The following is an 18,195-nucleotide window of genomic DNA, read 5'->3' as shown; positions in this document are numbered from 1 at the left end:
GGCTTGAGTTAAAGGGCTGAACCGGCCGCGATTACCACGGCGCCGTGCTAGCACTGCCGCCGCACGCGGCCCAACACGACTCGCTCTGCTTCTCGGGGGCCGTTACCCGCGCGAGAGCAGCCAGTGGTCGTCGGCGTCGGTGAACACGATCGGATCGACGCCGAGCCGGCCGAGGTCGAAGCCGTCGGCGAAATCGCGGGAGGTCATCGGCCGGCGGGGGCCCAGGCCCGACCACTCGGCTAGCAGGCCGATCAGTCGCTCGGGCGCGACGCCGTGGTCGCGGTAAGTGGACAGGCGGGTGTCGCCGTGCCGCTTGGCGAGCCGACGCCCGTCCTCGCCGATCACGATCGGCAAGTGCCAGTGCAGCGGGACCGGCTCGCGGCCGAGCCGCTCGTACAAGAGCAGCTGCCGCGCGGTGCTGGCGAGCAGGTCGTCGCCGCGGACGACGCGGTCCACCCCCTGCCGCGTGTCGTCGACAACTACCGCGAGCTGGTAGCTCGCTTGCCCCCCCTTGGCGGCGATGAGAAAGTCGCCGACCTGGCGCTGCGGGTTGAACCGTTGCGGGCCGCGGAACTGATCCTCAAAGGCCACCGGCGCGTCGGGCGTGGCGAGCCGCCAAGCGTAAGCGGGGTCGTCGAGCAGGGCTTTGTCGGCCGCTCGGTCACCGGCTGGCCGGCACGTTCCGGGATATCGCAGCTCGTGCTCGCCCGCGTGCGGCGCCGAGAGGCTGGCGGCGAGGATCTGCGACCGCGTGCAGCGGCAGGGATAAGCGTGGCCGGCGTCGATCAGGGCTTCCAGGGCCGCGCGGTAGGCGCGCGTGTCGTCGGACTCGTAGAAGGGTCCCGCGTCCCAGTCGAGGCCGAGCCACCGGAGCGCGTCGATCGCCTCGGCGGCGGCCTGCGGCTTGACCCGCGGGCTGTCGAGGTCGTCGATACGAAGAACGACTCGCCAGCCAGAGCGTCGCGCGAGGGCCCAGTTGACCAGAAAGGTTCTCGCATTGCCGAGGTGCAGCGCGCCGGTCGGCGACGGGGCGAGGCGCGTCGTGGGCACGGGGATCGGCTCGTCCGGGGAGGCAGGGCGGGCGGGGCGTCGCGCCGGTCGGCCACGTTGACCGCGAGCGGGCGCAGGCGTTCAATTGTTTCCTACGTCAGCCCCCGACACGAGGTCTCTCGATGCTCCCATTTGCGGCGATGGTCGTTGCGGTCCCGGCGGTCATCTTATCGGCGGAACACCAGGCGATGACGAAGGTCGCCGTCGGCGACGTGTTCCCCGAACTGAGCGGCCAATCGGCGGCCGGCGAGGCGACCGCCCTCCGCGGTTTGCTGGGCGAGAAGGCGACGGTCGTCGCTACCGCCGGCAAGCCGGACTGGATGCAGGCGATGATGCGGTCGGACCTGGTCGAGGACTTCGCGGCGAAGTACGCCGAGCGGGGCGTGTCGTTCGTTTCGCTCGACGGCGGCCTCGAAGCCGACGCGATCCGCTCGCTGGGCGTCGATCCGCAGACGCTCGACGAGAAGCTCGGCGTGCGCCCTACGCCGCACGTGTACGTGCTCGGCCCCGAGGGGAAGCTCCTCTGGTTCGACCTCGAGTACACCCTGTCGACGCACCGCGAACTGCACGCGACGCTAGACGAGCTGGTGGGCGAGAAGCTGGCGGAGTGACCGCTGGATTGAATGGCCAATGAATAGGCCCCGGTGACGAACTGGCGCGGCGTCCCGTCGCCCCATTGGTCCCTCGCGCCGTCGCGGGGCCGTTTTTATTGGCGCTCCGCCAAGAGCTGCTGCCGCCAGGCGTGGAGTTTCTCCAAGGCTTCGATCGGCGCCAAGCGGTCGATGTCGAGGTTGCGTAGCTCGTCGACGAGCGGGTGCTCGACCGTTTCGAACAGCGTCATTTGGATGCCGCCGCGCCGGCTGTCGGCTGGCGGCTGTCGGCTGTCGGCTTTGGTCGATTCGAGCGCTTCCAGTATCGCCGCGGCGCGGTCATTCACGCTGCGGGGCACGCCGGCGAGCTGTGCGACGTGGATCCCGTAGCTCTTGTCGGCCGGCCCGTCGACGATCTGGTGCATGAAGACCACGCGGCCGTCGTGCTCGCGTACGGCCACGCTGCGGTTGCCGACGTGCTCGAGGCGGTTGGCGAGCTCGGTCAGCTCGTGGTAGTGCGTGGCGAACAGCGTGCGGCAGCCGACCACGTCGTGCAGGTGCTCGGTGATCGCCCACGCGAGCGACAGGCCGTCGTACGTGCTGGTGCCGCGGCCGATCTCGTCGAGCACGACGAGCGACCGCCGCGTGGCCGTGTTGAGGATCCGCGCGGTCTCGGTCATCTCGACCATGAACGTGCTCTGGCCGCGCGACACGTCGTCGCTCGCGCCGACCCGCGCGAACAGCCGGTCCGCCACGCCGATCCGCGCCGCCTCGGCCGGCACGAAGCCGCCGACCTGCGCGAGCAGCGTGAGCAGCGCCATCTGCCGGATATAGGTGCTCTTGCCGGCCATGTTGGGGCCGGTGATCAGCAGGAGGCTAGGGGCCGGGGGCCGGAGGCCGGAGGGCTCGCCCGCCTTTGGATCCCGCTTCCCGCTCCCCTCCTCCCGCTTGCCTCGCGCAGCGCACCGCACCCCGTTGGGGACGAACGTCCCCTCCGGCTCGGTCAGGTCGAGCACCGGGTGGCGGCCGGCTGTGATGTCGAGGACCGGCTCTTCGACCACTTCCGGCTTGCAGTAGCCTCGCGAGCGCGCCAGGTCCGCCAGGGCGGCCAGCACGTCGATCTCGGCGAGCGCGTCGGCGGTCGCCAGCAGACGCGACGAGCTCTCGGCGGCCCGTTCCCTTAGCGCGACGAACAGGTCGTACTCGAGGGTGTGGGCGCGTTCTTCGGCGGTGAGGACTTTCTCTTCGTACTCTTTCAGTTCGGGGGTGATGTAGCGTTCGGCGTTCTTGAGCGTCTGCTTGCGGATGAAATCGGCGGGGACCTTGCCGCTGTGGGCGTGGGTGACTTCGAGGTAGTAGCCGAAGACCTTGTTGAAGCCGACCTTGATGTTGGGGATGTCGCGCTCGGACTGCATCTTGGCTTGGTAGGCGGCCATCCACTGCTTGCCGCCGGCCATCAGCTCGCGGCACTCGTCCAAGTCCGCGGAGTAGCCCTGGCGGATGAAGCCCCCCTCGCGCGGCGAGAGCGGGCAGTCGTCGGCCAGCGCCGCGGCGAGCGCCTCGCGGAGTTCGCCGCAGAGGTCGACGCGCGACTGGAGTTGGCCGAGCCGCTCGCTGCGACGCGCGGCGAGCCGCGCCTTGACCTTGGGGAGCACGCCGAGCGTGCGGCCGATGCTCGCCAAGTCGCGCGGGCTGGCGCGGCCGGTTGTGGCGCGGGCCACCAGGCGCTGCAGGTCGTACACGCCGCGGAGCTCTTCGCGCAGAGTCGCTGCCAGCGACGGGTCGCCGACCAACTCCTCGACGGCCTCTTGCCGCCGGCGGATGGCGTCGACTCGTGTCAGCGGCCGGCGGAGCCAGTCGGCGAGCCGCCGCGCGCCGGCCCCGGTCACCGTGCGGTCGATCACGCCCAGCAGGGCGCCCTCGCGGCGGCCGTCGCGGAGGGTCTGGGTGACCTCGAGGCTCCGCCAGGTGGCCGCGTCGATCTGCATGGCCGATCCGGTCGCGTAGGGCGTCAGGCGCTCGACGTGCGCGAGCGACGCCCGCTGCGTTTCGGCCAAGTAGGCCAAGATCGCCCCGGCCGCGGACAACGCGAGCGCGTGGCCGTGGTCGGCGGGGTTGAAGCCGAACCCTTCGAGGGACCGCGTGCCGAAGTGCTTGCGGAGCGACTCGACCGCGACCTGCAAGCCGAAGCTGTGCGGCGGCCGTGTGGTGACGGCCGCGTGGCGGACCGCGTCGGCCGGGAGTAGCGCGTCGGCGCCTTCGGCGACGAGGCACTCGACCGCCTCGATCCGGGAGAGCTCATCGGCCAGGCGGCTCTGGTCGATGGCGGCGGCGTTGAACTCGCCGGTGGACGCGTCGATCCACGCGAGGCCGACCGCCGGCGGCTGGCGGTCCCCGCTCGGTTGACGGCCGCTCGACTGGCCGTCGATGGCGACGGCGGCCAGGTAATTGCTCGCTTGCGGGTCGAGCAGGCCGTCGTCGGTGACGGTGCCGGCCGAAACGATGCGGGTCACCTCGCGCCGCACGAGGCCTTTGGCTTGCCGGGCGTCTTCGACCTGCTCGCAGACCGCGGCGCGGCGTCCGCAGCGGAGGATCTTTGCGAGGTACGCGTCGAGCTGGTGGTGCGGGAAGCCGGCCATCGGCACGGCGCGCTCCCCTTTGTCTTTGTCGCGGGTGGTCAGCGTGATGCCGAGCAGCCGGGCCGCGTCGCGCGCGTCGTCGTAGAACAGCTCGTAGAAGTCCCCCATGCGGAACAAGAGCAGCGCGTCGCCCGAGGCCTGCTTGGCCTCGTGGTACTGACGCATCATCGGGGACATAACAGGCTGCAGACGGGAGGCGACAGGCGGGAGGGATGACGACGCGACCCCGCGACGATCGCGACGCGAAACCCTACCGCCTCCGGGCTCCGGCCTCCAGCCTCACCGGATCAGCCTTTCTTCCTCACCCGACTTGTTGAGCTCCAGCTCGCCGGCGTCTTCCAGGGCGCGGATCGCGTCGACGATCTTTTGCTGCTGCTCCTCGACGGCCGAGACCTTCACCGCGCCCAGGTAGTCCATCTCTTCTTGGAGCATCGCGGCGGCGCGTTGGGACATGTTGCTGAGGATCTTGTCCTTCAGCTCGGGGCTCGCCCCCTTGAGGGCGAGGGCCCACTGGCTGGCCTCGACGGCTTTGAGGATCGTTTGGACCTCTTTGGGGCTGAACTTCTGGATGTCGTCGAACACGAACATCAGCCGGCGGATCTCTTCGGCGAGTTCGGGGTCGTCGTCGGCCAGGCCGTCCATCAGGGCGCGCTCGGTGCCCCGGTCGGACACGTTGAGCATCGAGGCGACCGCTTCGACGCCGCCGGCCATCTGGAAGCTCTGGCTCATGACGCTCGACATGCGGCGCTCGAGGCCGGCCTCGACCTCGTGGATGATCTCGGGGTTGGTCTGGTTCATCGTGGCCATCCGACGCACCACGGCGAGCTGCCGGTCGGCCGGCAGGCCGGCGAGGATCTCGGCGCTGAAGCCCGGCGGCAGGTGGGCGAGGATCAGCGCGATGGTCTGGGGGTGCTCGTCGATGACGTAGGTCAGGATGTTCTGGCTGTCGATGTTCCGGAGGAAGCCGAAGGGGAGGGCCTCGATCGACTGGCGGATGTTGTCCAGTGTGTCGCCCGCGTCGGCGCCGAGGGCGGAGCGGACGAGCTTCTTCGCGTAGTCCATGCCGCCGACCCCGCCGCTGGCGGCCGGGTTGGCGTCGGCGAACTGCTTGATGACCTCCTCCTGCTCGTCGGCCGGCACCCTCTCCATGCGGGCGATCTCGGTCGTGACCTGCTCGACCTCGCGTCGGCTCATGCGGCCGAGCAGCTCGCCGGCCTGCTCCTCTGGCAGGCTCATCAACAGCACGGCGGCGTTGTGGACGTTGGACACGGCGGGTGCTCGGCGGTCGGAAGCGGCGCGCGGCGGCGGAGCGTCTTCTCTTGGATCGACCGGCGGGCCGGGCGGTTTGAGCGAAATTTAACGATCGTGCCGGCCACGCCCCGGCGGCACGAAAAAAGCCGGTCTGGCCCCTGAAGGCCAGACCGGCTCGGTGATCAAGCCGCGAGTGTGGTGACTAACCCAGCAGCGCCAGCACGTTCTGCGGGTTCTGGTTGGCGATTGCGAGGACCCGGGTGCCGGACTGGACCAGGATCTGCGACCGTGTCAGGGAGGCGGTTTCCTCGGCGAAGTCGGCGTCGCGGATCGAGCTCTCGGCCTCGGTGAGGTTCGAGAGGGTGTCGTTCAGCGCGTTCTTGTTGGTCTCGAGCGTGGTGCGTTGGAACGCGCCGAGCCGGCCGCGGAGCGAGGTGACCTGGTCGATCGCCTCTTCGATGATCTTGGCGGCCTGGTTCGGGTCGGTCGACAGGTCGAACGAGCCGCCGTTCTCGAGCTGGAACAGCTTGCCGCTGACCCCGCCCAAGCGTGACGTGTTGACGCTGCCGATGCCCAGGCGGGCCTGCTGGTTGCTGACCACGTCGGGGCCGAGCTGGAACTTGGCGCCGCCGCCGGTGATGGTGAACGCCGCGCTGCCGGTGAAGTCCTCGGCGAGCGTGAGGTTCAGGTCGAGCGTCGAGGTGTTGATCGACAACCGGTTGCCGTTGGTCGTCGCGGCGACGCCGTTCACGGCGGCGAGGGCGTCGACGCCGACGACCCGCTCTTGGCCCGTGTTGGCCAGGCCGGTCGTGAACACCCCGGTCGCGGCCTCGCTGATGACCTCGATGTCGACCACCGAGTCGCGGCCGTAGGTCGTCGAGAACAGCTCGAGCGTGGTGCTCGTGGTGCCGTTGGCCCGGGCCTGCACGCCGGTCGCGTCCGACAGCAGGTTGATGCCGTTGATGATGCCGGTGAGCGTTGTGCCGGCGCCGAAGGAGAGGACCTCCGACCCGTTGGAGCCGGTCAGCTCGAAGACCACGGCCGACGCGATGCCTTGGCTGCCGCCGGTCGCGGCGCCGCCGGCCGTGTTGGCGACCGACGGCGGGGTGGCCGTTGTCGCGTCGTACGTGCCGGAGCCGTCCGAGGTGGTCAGCTCGGCCACGTACTCGCCCGTGTCGTCGATCGCGTCGACGATGTCCTGGATCGAGATGTCGGTCCTCGACGCGTCGAGGCTGACCGTGATGTTGCCGCTGCCGTCGACCGCCACGCCCACGCCGGTCGTCGCGTCGAACTCCGACGCGATGGCCGACTCTTGGATCGTCACGGTCTTGCCGTTGCCGGCCGTGCCGCCGTCGGCGGCCGAGATCGTGATGACGTCGTTGCCGGCGGCCACGTAGCCGTTGATCGCTTGGTTTGCAAGCGTCACGCCCGACAGCACCGAGGTTCCGCTGCTGCCGGTGGCGACGCCCGTCGCGGCCGCGTCGATCTCGGTGATCGTGCCGTTCTCCAGCAGCGAGACGATGTCGTTGATCGTCTGGCCCGACGTGTACGTGATCGTGTACGCGCCGTCGCCGAAGTCGGCGACACCGGCCGTGGTGCCCTGCTGGAACGTGAGCGAGAGGTTCCCGCCGGTCGCGTCGGAGTTGGTGACGATGTCGATCGTCTCGGTGCCGGTCGTGGCGTTGGCGCCGTTGCTGGTCACGTCCGAGTACGTCGTGGCGTCCGCGGCTACCAGGTTGTTGCCGACGCCGGCCGAGCGGTTGCTCGTGACGAAGGTCCCCTCGGCGTCGATCGCGTCCGCGACCTGCGTGCCGGTAGCGCCGGAGTTGGAGCCGCCCGCAGAGCCGTCGAAGTCACCGGTGATGGTCAGGGTTCCGGCCAAGTCGTCGAACACGACCGACGCGATGTTGCCCGAGTCGTCGTCGTTGTCGACGAGGATCACGTCGACATCGTTGCCCGTGACGCCATCGGCCGCTTGGCCGGCTACCGCGGTGATGTCGAAGCCGACGGTCGACGTCGTGCCAGCGGTGAACGTGCCGCTCGCCTGCACGGCGGGCACGTTCACGGTCAGCGAGACCGAGCCGCTCGCCGCGTTGGCCGCGGTGGCGAACGTGGCGGTGGTGCTCGCGGCGATCGAGCCGTCCGGGAAGCCCTCGACGTCGACCAGCGCTTGGGTCGCGGCTTGCGACACCGACACGTTCACGCCGACCGAGCCGGACGCGCCGAGGTTCGCCTGGTCGATCGCCAGGTCGGAGATGTTGCTGAAGTTGGAGCCGGGCGTGGTGACGAAGTCGAGCGAGCCGTCGAGCAGCTTGCGGCCCTGGAAGGTCGTCGTCTGCGCGATGCGGTTCAACGCGGCGAGCGACGAGTCGACCTGCGACTGGTTCGCCCGGATCTGCTCGTCCGACAGCGCGCCGGAGTTCGCCGACTCGGTCACGAGGCCGCGGATGTCGTTCAGCAGCGAGCTGACCTGGCCGAGGGCCGAGTCAGCGGTCGCGATGACCTGGTTCGCACGGTCGGTGTTGCCGATCGCGCGGCGGATCGCGGTGATGTCGCTCCGCAGGTTCTCGCTGGCGATCAAACCGGCAGGGTCGTCCTTGCCGGTGTTGATCCGCAGACCGGTCGAGAGCCGGGTGAGCGACTGCGACAGGCTCGCGTTCGCCCGGTTCAGGTTGTTCCGGCCGATCAGCGAACTGACGTTGGTGTTGATACGCGTCATCTAACTCACCTCGGAATGGTCAGCGGGTGCTTTTCCGCCCCCGCCGGAGGCGGGCGCTAGCTTGTTCGGTTGGCGCTTGGCGGGCGATCCATCGCGTGACTCAGAGACCCCGGCGGCCTCTCGGAGCGGTCCGGAGGCCGGGGCCTACGCGAACGTATCGTCCGCTAGCGTGGCGTGCGTGACGCGGGCTCGCGGATTCGAGGCCCGCGGAGAAGGGCTCACCTCGCACAGCCGTCACAACCGCGGCGACCCCAACCACACAGCGTGTGGCCGCTCGAAAACCGGCTCGGCCTGGCCGCGACCAGCGTGCGACCCGCCCCGGCTTCGTGCGATCCGCCCCGGGCTCCAAGAGCCCGCCGAGCCCCGCCCCCAAGAAACGACAATGCCCCACGCCGAGGGGGCGCAGGGCGGGCGGGGTGGGGTAGCGGCGCCAAGCGGGCCGCGGTTACTGGCCTCGGTCGCCGCCCACGCGGCGGGCCTCTTCGGCGGAGATCTCGCTGGCGCGGCGGTTCTCTCGCTGGATCGCCTCGTAGACCTCGCGGCGGTGCACGGGGATCTCGACCGGCGCGTCGATGCCCAGCCGCACCTTGTCGCCCCGCACGTCGACAACGGTCACGACCACGTTGTCGCCAATGATGATGCTCTCGTCGCGTTGGCGTGATAGGACCAACATGGGCAATACCCTTCTTGAATGCGAGAGCGGCTGCGGGACGGGGAATCATCGGTAAGGGGCGGTGGCGCCAGCACGTCGTATCGACGGCCCCGCCGCCACACTGCACCGGATCGCAAGGCGCGCCGGTTGTGACGCTCGCTACGGCTGGGGATAGCCGAAGCCAGAGCCCCACGCGGCGCAGGCCTCAAGCGGAACGACGCATCGTCGCGGGCCCCGACAGCCAGTGCTGCACGGGGTGGTCGTCTTTGGCGATCACCTGCCGGCCGCGGCCGGTTTCAAGCCCGATCAGGATCGGCGCCTTCAGGTTGATCGACAACGCGCCGCCGTGGCTGCTGACCGGCGCGACCACCTGGGGGTTCACCCCCTCGGGCAGCCCGAGCGGCTCCACGTCGCGGGCCGAGACCCGCACCTTGTAGCCCGGCACGAACCGGCGGGGGCTGACCACTGCCAGCGCCAGGTCGGCCCTGTCGACCGATTGGAGCCAGCCCAAACCGGGGTTCTCCCGATCCGCCAACACCACCCAGCGGACCCACGGCTCGAGGCCGATCAGCCCGTGAGGGAACTCCAGCACGTCGCTCGGCTGGATCGAAACCGACCCGAACCGTGTTGTGTTGATCTGCATGGTCTTCTCCCTGACACGTCCGCCCAAGGGCGGCGCAGCACCGGCGGCCCTCAGGCGGCGCCCTTGTCGGTTGGATCGGCTGCGCGGGTCGCCCGAGTTGACCCAATCCAGGCCGGCGCGGCGGTTCGGCTCAGATGAAGTCGAGGATCGTGAGGCTCAGCAGCGAGGCCGACGTCTGCAGCGAGGCTTGCAACGCGTACTGCTGCTGGGTGAAGTCGGAGATGGCCTCGACGAGGTCGGTGTCGAGCTCCTCGGAGAGGGCCTTCCTGAGGGTGACCTCCTCGTCGGCGAGCCGCTCTTCGACCGCTTCGAGGTTGCGCAGCCGCGTGCCGACCTCGGCGCGCGAGGCGGTCACGCGCTGGATGTCGTTGTCGAGCCGCGCGACTTCTCGCTCGATCGCCGCGCTGTCGTCCTCCAGCAGCGCGTCGCGGAGGCGGATCAGCGTGGTGAACACGCTGTCGACCTCCTGCGGGTTGCGGTCGGTCGAGGTGACCGTGGCCCCCGAGGTCGTGGCCTCGGTCTGCCCTCCCTCGAAGAACCCCAGCCGCTGCGCGACCTCGCCCGACACGGTCATGGCGTCTTGGTCGTGGCCGCCGGTCACCGCGAACGAGGTGATGCCGGCCGGCGAGGTCACCGCGGCGGCGCCGCTCGAACTTGCGGTGTAGCCGGGCAGCTGCGCCGAGATCGCCGCCGCGATCGTGTCCGAAGTGGGCGTCGCGCCGCCCAGATCGACGGTGATCATCGTGCCGGACACGCCGGCAACCAGCCCGCCGGCGCCGACGTCCGTCAGGTTGAGCGTGAAGTTGGCGTTGCCCTGGGCGCCGGGGGCGTCGGCCGTGAGCGTGAGCGTGTCGGCCCCCAGGGGGACCACCCCGCTGGCCGTCGCGGGCGCGTCGAGCGCGTCGGCCCGGGTCAGCACCAAGCCGTTGCCGGTCGTCGTGAGCGAAGCGGTCACCGCGCCGCCGGTTGTGCTGGCGACCGCGTCGATCACGTCCTGCACGGTCGCCAAGCCGATCGGGTCGACCTCGTAAGTCGTGGCGACGCCTTGGTCGGTGACGGTGATTTGGAAGCGGTTCTGGAGCCGGGTTTGGGCGTCGTTCTCTTGCGGCTCGATCACGCCGAGGCCGCGGTTGAACCCGTCCAGCGCGGAGTCGGCCGTGTAGCTTCGGATGCCTAGGTCGGCGGCGGTCGTGCCGCCGTTCTCGCCGATGGTGAACGCCGCGCCGCTTCGGCGTGACCTCACGTCGAGCCCCGACCCAGCGGAGTTGATCGCCGCGGCCAAGCCGAGCTGGGGGTCGTTCAGCAAGTTCAGCAGGTCCTCAACGGTCTCGGCGCCGGAGGTATCGATCGTCGCGGCCACCTCGCCGTTGGTGACGATCAGCCCCGAGGCCAGGTCGACGCCGCCGTCGGCGCCGCCGGTCAGAGCGACGCCCAGGTCGGTCCCGGCCGACACGACCCCCAGGCCGCGTTGGTCGGCGGAGGTTTGGTCGCGGTAGTCGACCTCGGCGACAAACGTGCCCTCGGCGTTGATCGCGTCGGCGACCTGCGCGGCGGTGGACCGGCCGTCGTCGATCGTCACGGTCAGGGTGTTGGTGATCGCGTCGTAAACGGCCGACTCGGCGCCCTCGGACGCGCCGTCGACGAAGTCGACGGTCACGCCGTTGTAGGCCGCGCCGTTCGACGCGGCGGCGAGCACGATGTCGTTGTTGTCCCCACCGGAGACAACCCGGCCGCGTGTCTTCGCTCCACCGAGGTCGCTGAGCTTCGTGGTGATGTCGATCGCCGGGTCCAGATCGGCGCCGGTGATCGATGCGGCCGGGAGGGTCGGGTTGAGCCAACCCAGCCGCTCGGCCGTGTCGCCCTGGCCGACCTCCTCGATCGTCAACGCGCCGGACGCGACCCCGATACGCAGCGACGAGCCCTCGATCATCACCGACAAGTCGGCGCCCGGCGGCGCATGGGCTTCGACGAGCCGCGCGAGGTCGCCCGCGGTCTTCGCGCCCCGCAGGTCGACCACGGCGGTCTCCGGCGGGCCGCTGCCGGAGGGCGGTTGGTAGGTCAATGAGAACGAGCCGAGCTCGGGCATGCCGGCGCCGCCGCGGAGCCGCGCCAGGGGCGTGTCCGGGGTGAGCTGCGGGTTGAGGTCGGTCGCGCCGCGGATCGACTCGGACAAGCCGCCGAGCACGTCGTCGCCGGAGACGCCGGTGTCGAACAGCTGTCCGAGATCGACGTAGGTCTGCGGCGACCGCTCGTCGCCGAGGAAATCGACGTAGGTCTCCGAACGCGCGTAGGCCTCGGCCGACCGCTCCGCGCCGCCGAGCAGGTAGTTCGACGCGAACGTCGCGTTGCCCACGCGGGCGAGCTCGTAGAGCAGCCCGTTGATGCCGTCGGCCACGCCGCGGCGCTCGCTGTCGGTGGCGACCGTATCGATCACCCCCAGGACCTGGGACTTCAGCTCGTTGAGGCTGCCGGCGACTCCCTGCAGCGAAGACTCGGTGGTCGTGAGCGACGCGACCGCCCCCTTCAGGTTGGTGAGCGATTGCTCCTTGCGTTCGATCGTGCGTTGCAGCGCGCTGGCGCGTTGGGCCGCGGCCGGGTCTTCGGACGGCAGGAAGATGCGCCGGCCGGTGCTGATCTGGTCCTGGAGCCGGAACAGGTCGAGCTGGGCGGCCTGGACCTGGTTGACGAGCCGGGAGCGGGTCATCCCGTCGGTGACGCGCGTCGTCGAGAGTGGCTGGATGCGTGACACGCGGCGCGCCTCAGAGGTTGACCAGCGTCTCGAGCATGGATTGGATCGTCTGGATCACGCGTCCGGTCGCTTGGAAGATGCGTTGCAGCGAGATGAGGTCGATCGCTTCCTCGTCGATGTTGACGCCGCTGATCGCCTGCCACTCGTTGGCGAGCGTCGCTTCGAACACGCCGAGCCCCTCGGCGACAGACCCCGCCACGGTCGAGTTCTGGGCGAGCTCGTTGACGACCTGGTCGTAACTCTCGCTGATCGACGCGCCGTCGAGCGAACCCAGCGGCGCGTCGATCAGCCCGGCGAGCAGCACGGCGTTCTCGGTCGTGCCGCCGGGGCCCGGCCGCTCTCCGTCGGGCGCACGCCGGAGGGCCAGCTTGCCGGCGTTCTTCACACCGTCGAGCTCTGGGTTCGTGCCGATGTTGTCGGCGTTGGACCCCACGAAGAAGGTGTTCAAGCCGAGCGAGGCTAGCAGCCCGCTTGTGTCGTTGGAGAAGGTGAAGACCGCGTTGGGGCTCTCCGTGGCGATCGCGAGGCGGCCGGTCGACGTGACCGTTGCGGTGAGGCCGGCGACCGCGTCGATCTGGTCGGCGACCGACTGGAGCGAGGACTTCTCGCCGGCCGCGTCGTCCTGCAACCGCACGTCGATCACGGCGGTCTTGAAGTCGCCGCTGGCCTCGTCGAGCAACGAGACCCGGAACGAGCCGTTCTCCGGCGCAAAGGCGAGGCCTGCCGCGTCGAGCGCCGCGGCCGGGTCGTCGACGGCGTCCTGGCTCGTCAGGCTGCCGAACCCTTCGATGCCCTGCCCCTGCGAGTGGACGCGGTTGAACTCGTAGATCAGGGTCGCCGCGAAATCGTTGAGGCTGTCACGGAAGCCGTCGACGATCTGGTCGCGCGCCGCGGTCAAGCCGTGGACACGGCCGGCTGTTGGCTTCAGCGCCTTGCCGGTGTCGGTGAAGCGGAGGCTCGAGCTGGGCTCGCTCTGGTCCTCGGTCTGCACGACGGCGACCAGGCGACGTTGGCCTTCGAAAACAAGGAACTCGCCGTTCACCGAGATGCTCACGCCGCCGGAGGGTTGCTCCCGCACCGTAGCAGAGACCAGCTCGGTCAGCTCGTTGATCGCCTGATTGCGGGTCGCGCGGAGCGCGCCGGCGTCCGACTTGCCGGCCCCGCCCCCCTCGGTTTGCGAGATCTGGATGTTCAGGCGGCGGATCTGCTCGGTGAGCGCGTTGACTTGGTCCGCGGCCTGGGCGATTTGCTGGTCGTACCCGTCGCGGAGGTCCTGCGCGGCGTCCTCGACCCGCTGGATCTCCTGCGAAAGCCGCCGCCCCTCGAGCACCGCCAGGTTGCGGATCGACGCGGCGTCGCCACCGACGGCGTTGAGGGTGTCCTCGATGCTGCCGAAGAAGCCGGTCAGGCTCGTGCTGAGGTCGCCCCCGGTGAGCTCGCCCAGCAGCTCCTCGAGGTCCTTGTACGCCTGGTTCTGGAGGTCCGCGCTGACCCGGTCCGCGGCCGCGTCGCGCAGCTGGGTCCCGAGGAACTCGTCGACCTTCTGCGTGATGCTATCGACCTTGACGCCCGTGCCGATCTGCAGCGAGCCGAGCTTCTGGACCGGCGTGGGCGCGAAGTTGGCTTGTTCGCGGATGTAGCCTTCGGTTCCCGCGTTGGCGATGTTGTTGTTCACCACCTGCAGGCCGATCTGCACGGCCCGCAGCGTGTTGCTCGCCGTCTGTAGCGAACCGAACAGGGACATCGGGGGCGGGCGACTCGCGCGGCAGGGGGGGCGGGCGTGCGCCGGCGGAACGCACGCGCCGGGCCGAGGTTGATTGGTTGGGACGCTTAAACCGCGCGGTCCATCAGCACACCGCCGGCGGGAGAACTTCCCTTTTTGTCATACGTCGGCGCGCTGCGTCCGCCGCAAGCGACAATCTCGATCATTTGGGACAAGTGCAGCAGCGTGCGTTGCACGAGCACCCAGTTGGTGAGGCTCTGGTGCCGCAAGAGCCGCGACTGTGACTGCGCCGCTTGCAGCGCCGGCGTGAGCGTTCGGCGGGCGCCCCCCGGCAACGCGCCGGCCAGCTCCCTCAGGTTTTGTGACGGCAGGCCTTGCTCGCCGGCGACCTCAAGCAGCCCAAGCCGGCGCCGCTGGCACACGGCCAGACGCTCGGCGAGCCGCTCCTCCTCGGGGGCGATCGCGGCGAGGCCGTCGCGGTCGCCCGCCGCTAGCAGGTCGCGCTTGCGGGTGAGCACGTCCAGCAACTCGGCTTGGGTCTCCGACAACTCTGCGAGCAGCTCCGCGAGCGGCTCCTCCCACCCTTCGAGTGACCGGGGCGGGGTCGTCGGCGCGATCGGAGCGAGCGGGGCTTGCGGGTCCATGGCGTCTTGAGCAGGGCGTGCGTGGGTTGCTATTCGGATTTAGAGCGGCTCAGCGCCGGCGGAGTTGGTCGAGAGCAGCGAGCGGCCCGTCGGTGTCTGTTGAGGCCTCGATCAACGCGGCCTCCGACGGGAACTGCGACGCGAACAGCTCGTCGGCCAGCCCGCCCGCCCCCGCGCCGGCCAGGTCCTGCGCCAGGTGCTGATCGAGCTGCGCCTGAAATTGCCGTTCGGCCATGCCGCCGTGGAAGTAGGCCGGCTCGCCGACGCTCTGCCGCATGGCCTTGAGCATCTGGCCGTAGAAGGTCTCGCCGACGAACTGCGTGTAGGCCTGACGGAGCTGCTTCGCGTCGGCCAACGCGGGCGATTCGCCGGCCGGCACGGGGCGTGTGGCGCCGTTGACGCCGAAAGCCGAGGGCGCCGGCCGCATCAGCGACGGCGACAGCGAGGCGATCGTGTTCATAGGCTTGCCCTCAGCAGGGTAGGAAGCAGAGCGGGCGGGCCGCTCAGAGGATGATCAGGTCGGCGTGCAGTTTCCCGGCGACCTCGATCATTCGGATGATCTCGATCACGTCCTCCGGCGGCACACGCAGCGTGCTGAGGGCATTGACCAAACGCTCCAGCCGCGGCCGGGAGGTTTCCGCCTGCGAGATCGGCTTGAACTCGGCGACGACGCCCGTGTCGATGACGAGGTTCTTGTGGGTGAACACGACGTCGCCGATCTCCACGGCGCCGTCGATCACGATGCTGCCCGTCTGGCGGTTGCAGACCACGCGGGCCTCGGTGTCCGTGTCGTAGATCGGCAGCTCCAGCAGCTCCGCGATGAACGCGACCGGATCGTTCGTGAGGTTCGGCGGGACCTTCACGCGGATGTTCCCAGCGTTCAGAACCTGCACGTACTTCTCACGGATCGCCCCCTCCTCGAGCTCCTCGCCGTCGCCGAAGTCGCGGGCCACGTACTTCTGAACCAACGCGTAGGCGACCTGCTCGGCGCGGAGGAAGTCGGCGTGGTGAGGCCGGAGGACGAACGTCACCCAGCCGTCCTCGGAAACGTAGGGCGTCTTCACGTCGACGATCATCTGGCAACCCGCGTGCACGTAGGCGGTCGTCGGTGTCGCCGGATTGTTGACCTGCAAGGGGCCCTCGCAGAGCGCGTACGGCGTCGGGTCGGCCGGGTTGGGACCCCGCAGCCGCGCGGCGACCAGCCGCCCTCCCTCGAGGCTCTTCCCCTGGATCGCCACCACGTTGCAATCGAGCTTGTCGCCGCTGCGGGCGCCGCTCGCGGGCACCGTGGCGGTCACCATGACGAGCGTCGCGTTCTTCACGTTGCGTAGCGCAAGTTGCGCCTGCTGGTCGAAACGCCCGGTAGCGCTGACCGGGTTGCCCATCAGGTCGAGCATCGTGGAGAGCGCGCGTTGGGTCGCCAGGTCGTTGGTGGCGCCGGTGCCGTTGAGGCCGACCACGAGGCCGATCCCCCTCAGGGTGTTCTCTTCCTGCCCCTTGATGCGGCAGATGTTCGCCAAGCGGGTGCTGCCGGCGGCGAGGCAAGCCGATTCGCCGCCGCCCAACAGCGTTGCGATAGCGAGGAGCGCTCGTGTTGTGTGCTTCGTCCGAGACATCCGTTTCACCCGTGGAAAACTCCGCGGCGCGAGGCCGCCGCAACCGCTCAGAAGGGCTTGAACTTGCCGTACCACCGCGTGAGCCATCCGCGGGCGTAGCCGTCGCGGACGAGGCCTTCTTCGAACTTCTTGATCTCCAGGTGCGCGATCGAAGAGTCACGCACCCGCCGATCCGGTCCGATGCTCTCGCGCGCCGTTTCGCCGGACAGGTAGACCATCCAGACCTCCTCGTTGATCACGACCCGCCGCCAACCCTCGAGCACGAGGTTCCCGTTGGGGCGGATGTCGACGATCGTGGCCGCCATCTCGAAGGTGAGCGCCTCGCGTTGCTCGAGTTCGGTCTCTGCGCGTAGCTGGCTGTTCAGCTGGCCGGCCACGGTCGGATCGCCGCGACGCTGCGGGGCGGGGTACAGGTCCTCGCCGTCGAACTTGATCCAGTCGGTCAGCGCGGCGTTGTAGATGCCTGTCTTGATCGATTCGCCGCTCCCCTCGGAGAGCGTCACCGAGCGGTAGTCGACCAGCACCGTAACGATGCTCTGCTCGGCCAAAGGGCGGGGCTGCGACTCCGGCGGCAACGGCTGGTACAGCCAGCCTCCGCCCCCCGCGTTGGCCGCCGCGGCCGCCGGCGCGACCGGCTGGGCGAACAGGTTGCCCTCTTGCCCGACGCCGAACGCCGAGGGCTGACCGAGCGCCAACGCTGCGGTGAGCGAGAGGATCGCCGCCGCGAACAAACCGTGGCTCATTGCACACCTCCCGAGCGGACCAAGCCGCTCGTGCTGGAACCGGCCGACAGAACGGCCAGCCGCCGGTCGCCGACGACCCGCGCGCTGAACGTCTCGCGGCCGTCGTAGGCCTCGACCTGCACGAGGTCGCCCACGCGGCCATCGCCTTGCGCGATCGCGGTCAGCCTGACCGAAACGCCGCCGCCGCCGCTGTAGACCTCGACTTCTTGTCCCTTGCGGACGACCAGCGGCGGGGCCGTGTTGATCGTCGAGAGCGGCTCGCCGACGCGCACCCGCCGGAGCGTCTCGGCGCCGACCGCTTCCTCTAACTTGGTGAACCCGAGGGCCGAGGGGCGATCGATTTCTGCGAGCGGCACCGGCTCGAGCCGCACCGCCGAGCGCACCACGGCCGCGCCGCGGGCTAGCGGCTGCGTCGCGACGACCCGCATCGGTTGCTCCACCAAATCGGCCACCACGCGGAACGCCTCGTCGGGGTTGCGGCTCTCGGGCCACACGAGCGCGGAGGCCTCGCCCGGTCCGAGCGAGCCACCGTCGACCCATTGCGCCTGATACGACGCCGGATCGAACTCTCCCAGCTCGCGGGCCGCGGTCGCCGACACGGCCACGCCGCGTACGAGTAGCCGCGGCGTGTCGGGCTGCGCGGCGTGGAGTTCTTCGAGCATCGACCGCAAGCGCTCGGTCACTGCTTGTTCGACCTCCCGCGGTGGGGCCTGCACGCGACGCTCAACGGTGGAAACGGCCCAGCGACTGGCCCGGTCGGCCACGGGGCGGACGCGGAACGCGGTCGTCTGCCGCTCGGCGGTCGGGGGCGTCTGGCGGGAGGAAGGGGACTCGGCGCCCGAGCTGATTTGCACTTGATACGCGCCCCAGAACCGGTGTCGGTCGAGCCTCACGCCCTGGGCTTCCAGCATGTCGCGGACCGCGCCGGCCGAAAGGCGACGCGTCTCGCCGTCGGGCGGCGCGGGCATCAGCGGCGCCGATCCGAGTTCCCGAGCGCCGGGGCCCGTGACCTCGGCGACATCGCCCAACCGAACCAGGCCGCCACCAACCGAGGCCGACTCCCGCAGCCGGATGTCGGCCGCGGCAGCCGCCACGGCCAGAAAGAGCGCGGCGGTGCTGAGCAGCAAGTCTCTCATTTTGATTCCCTGTGTCCCTCTCCCTCAGGCCTCACCCATC

14 protein-coding genes are annotated in these 18,195 nt (G+C 69.8%); 1 reads left to right on the top strand and 13 read right to left on the bottom strand.

Annotated elements, in window-relative coordinates:
- Window positions 1-102: 102 nt before the first annotated feature.
- Window positions 103-1,050, bottom strand: a complete 948-nt coding sequence (gene gluQRS / locus RIC11_RS12200; protein WP_350211602.1) for a tRNA glutamyl-Q(34) synthetase GluQRS — start codon at window positions 1,048-1,050, stop codon at window positions 103-105.
- Window positions 1,051-1,172: 122 nt separating this feature from the next.
- Between gluQRS and RIC11_RS12195 the strand changes: the two genes are divergently transcribed.
- Window positions 1,173-1,661, top strand: coding sequence for a TlpA family protein disulfide reductase (locus RIC11_RS12195; RefSeq protein ID WP_350211600.1), 489 nt, complete (start codon window positions 1,173-1,175; stop codon window positions 1,659-1,661).
- Between the two features lie 95 nt (window positions 1,662-1,756).
- Here the strand turns inward: RIC11_RS12195 and mutS are convergent, their stop codons facing one another.
- From mutS to flgA, 12 genes are all read right to left on the bottom strand, one after another.
- Window positions 1,757-4,456, bottom strand: a complete 2,700-nt coding sequence (gene mutS, locus RIC11_RS12190) for a DNA mismatch repair protein MutS (RefSeq protein ID WP_350211598.1) — start codon at window positions 4,454-4,456, stop codon at window positions 1,757-1,759.
- A 102-nt stretch (window positions 4,457-4,558) separates the two neighbouring features.
- Window positions 4,559-5,548 (bottom strand): flagellar motor switch protein FliG, encoded by a 990-nt coding sequence (gene fliG, locus RIC11_RS12185; RefSeq protein ID WP_350211596.1) that lies wholly within the window; start codon window positions 5,546-5,548, stop codon window positions 4,559-4,561.
- A 184-nt stretch (window positions 5,549-5,732) separates the two neighbouring features.
- On the bottom strand, window positions 5,733-8,249 hold the full coding sequence (locus RIC11_RS12180; RefSeq protein ID WP_350211594.1) for a flagellin N-terminal helical domain-containing protein: 2,517 nt from the start codon (window positions 8,247-8,249) through the stop codon (window positions 5,733-5,735).
- A gap of 445 nt (window positions 8,250-8,694) precedes the next feature.
- Entirely contained in the window at window positions 8,695-8,922 is a 228-nt protein-coding gene (csrA, locus tag RIC11_RS12175) for a carbon storage regulator CsrA (RefSeq protein WP_350211593.1), read from the bottom strand.
- A gap of 184 nt (window positions 8,923-9,106) precedes the next feature.
- Complete coding sequence (gene fliW, locus RIC11_RS12170) at window positions 9,107-9,544, bottom strand: flagellar assembly protein FliW (RefSeq protein ID WP_350211591.1); 438 nt, start codon at window positions 9,542-9,544, stop codon at window positions 9,107-9,109.
- A 130-nt stretch (window positions 9,545-9,674) separates the two neighbouring features.
- Window positions 9,675-12,293 carry a flagellin N-terminal helical domain-containing protein gene (locus RIC11_RS12165; protein WP_350211589.1) on the bottom strand — a complete coding sequence of 873 codons (2,619 nt, stop codon included), beginning with the start codon at window positions 12,291-12,293 and terminating at the stop codon, window positions 9,675-9,677.
- Window positions 12,294-12,303: 10 nt separating this feature from the next.
- Window positions 12,304-14,037 (bottom strand): flagellar hook-associated protein FlgK, encoded by a 1,734-nt coding sequence (gene flgK / locus RIC11_RS12160; RefSeq protein ID WP_350211587.1) that lies wholly within the window; start codon window positions 14,035-14,037, stop codon window positions 12,304-12,306.
- Between the two features lie 86 nt (window positions 14,038-14,123).
- A complete protein-coding gene (locus RIC11_RS12155) occupies window positions 14,124-14,660 on the bottom strand; it encodes a flagellar protein FlgN (protein WP_350211585.1) in 537 nt (178 codons plus the stop codon).
- A gap of 49 nt (window positions 14,661-14,709) precedes the next feature.
- Window positions 14,710-15,120, bottom strand: a complete 411-nt coding sequence (locus RIC11_RS12150; protein WP_350211583.1) for a rod-binding protein — start codon at window positions 15,118-15,120, stop codon at window positions 14,710-14,712.
- 43 nt (window positions 15,121-15,163) lie between these two features.
- A complete protein-coding gene (locus tag RIC11_RS12145; RefSeq protein ID WP_350211581.1) occupies window positions 15,164-16,276 on the bottom strand; it encodes a flagellar basal body P-ring protein FlgI in 1,113 nt (370 codons plus the stop codon).
- Between the two features lie 47 nt (window positions 16,277-16,323).
- Entirely contained in the window at window positions 16,324-17,019 is a 696-nt protein-coding gene (locus RIC11_RS12140) for a flagellar basal body L-ring protein FlgH (RefSeq protein WP_350211579.1), read from the bottom strand.
- Window positions 17,016-18,155: a flagellar basal body P-ring formation chaperone FlgA gene (gene flgA, locus RIC11_RS12135; protein ID WP_350211577.1), complete on the bottom strand. Its 1,140-nt coding sequence runs from the start codon at window positions 18,153-18,155 to the stop codon at window positions 17,016-17,018. Before flgA ends, RIC11_RS12140 begins: the two co-directional genes overlap by 4 nt.
- Window positions 18,156-18,195: the final 40 nt, after the last annotated feature.

The organism is Botrimarina sp. (assembly GCF_040219535.1).
Classification (GTDB): domain Bacteria; phylum Planctomycetota; class Planctomycetia; order Pirellulales; family Lacipirellulaceae; genus Botrimarina.
This window is presented reverse-complemented; position numbering and strand designations above follow the sequence as displayed.

What these genes read in the sequence shown, in the direction of transcription:
- RIC11_RS12195 (WP_350211600.1), top strand. Translation starts at nt 1,173, where the DNA reads ATGCTCCCATTTGCGGCGATGGTCGTTGCGGTCCCGGCGGTCATCTTA.
- mutS (WP_350211598.1), bottom strand. Translation starts at nt 4,456, where the DNA reads ATGTCCCCGATGATGCGTCAGTACCACGAGGCCAAGCAGGCCTCGGGC.
- RIC11_RS12180 (WP_350211594.1), bottom strand. Translation starts at nt 8,249, where the DNA reads ATGACGCGTATCAACACCAACGTCAGTTCGCTGATCGGCCGGAACAAC.
- csrA (WP_350211593.1), bottom strand. Translation starts at nt 8,922, where the DNA reads ATGTTGGTCCTATCACGCCAACGCGACGAGAGCATCATCATTGGCGAC.
- fliW (WP_350211591.1), bottom strand. Translation starts at nt 9,544, where the DNA reads ATGCAGATCAACACAACACGGTTCGGGTCGGTTTCGATCCAGCCGAGC.
- flgK (WP_350211587.1), bottom strand. Translation starts at nt 14,037, where the DNA reads ATGTCCCTGTTCGGTTCGCTACAGACGGCGAGCAACACGCTGCGGGCC.
- RIC11_RS12155 (WP_350211585.1), bottom strand. Translation starts at nt 14,660, where the DNA reads ATGGACCCGCAAGCCCCGCTCGCTCCGATCGCGCCGACGACCCCGCCC.
- RIC11_RS12150 (WP_350211583.1), bottom strand. Translation starts at nt 15,120, where the DNA reads ATGAACACGATCGCCTCGCTGTCGCCGTCGCTGATGCGGCCGGCGCCC.
- RIC11_RS12145 (WP_350211581.1), bottom strand. Translation starts at nt 16,276, where the DNA reads ATGTCTCGGACGAAGCACACAACACGAGCGCTCCTCGCTATCGCAACG.
- RIC11_RS12140 (WP_350211579.1), bottom strand. Translation starts at nt 17,019, where the DNA reads ATGAGCCACGGTTTGTTCGCGGCGGCGATCCTCTCGCTCACCGCAGCG.
- flgA (WP_350211577.1), bottom strand. Translation starts at nt 18,155, where the DNA reads ATGAGAGACTTGCTGCTCAGCACCGCCGCGCTCTTTCTGGCCGTGGCG.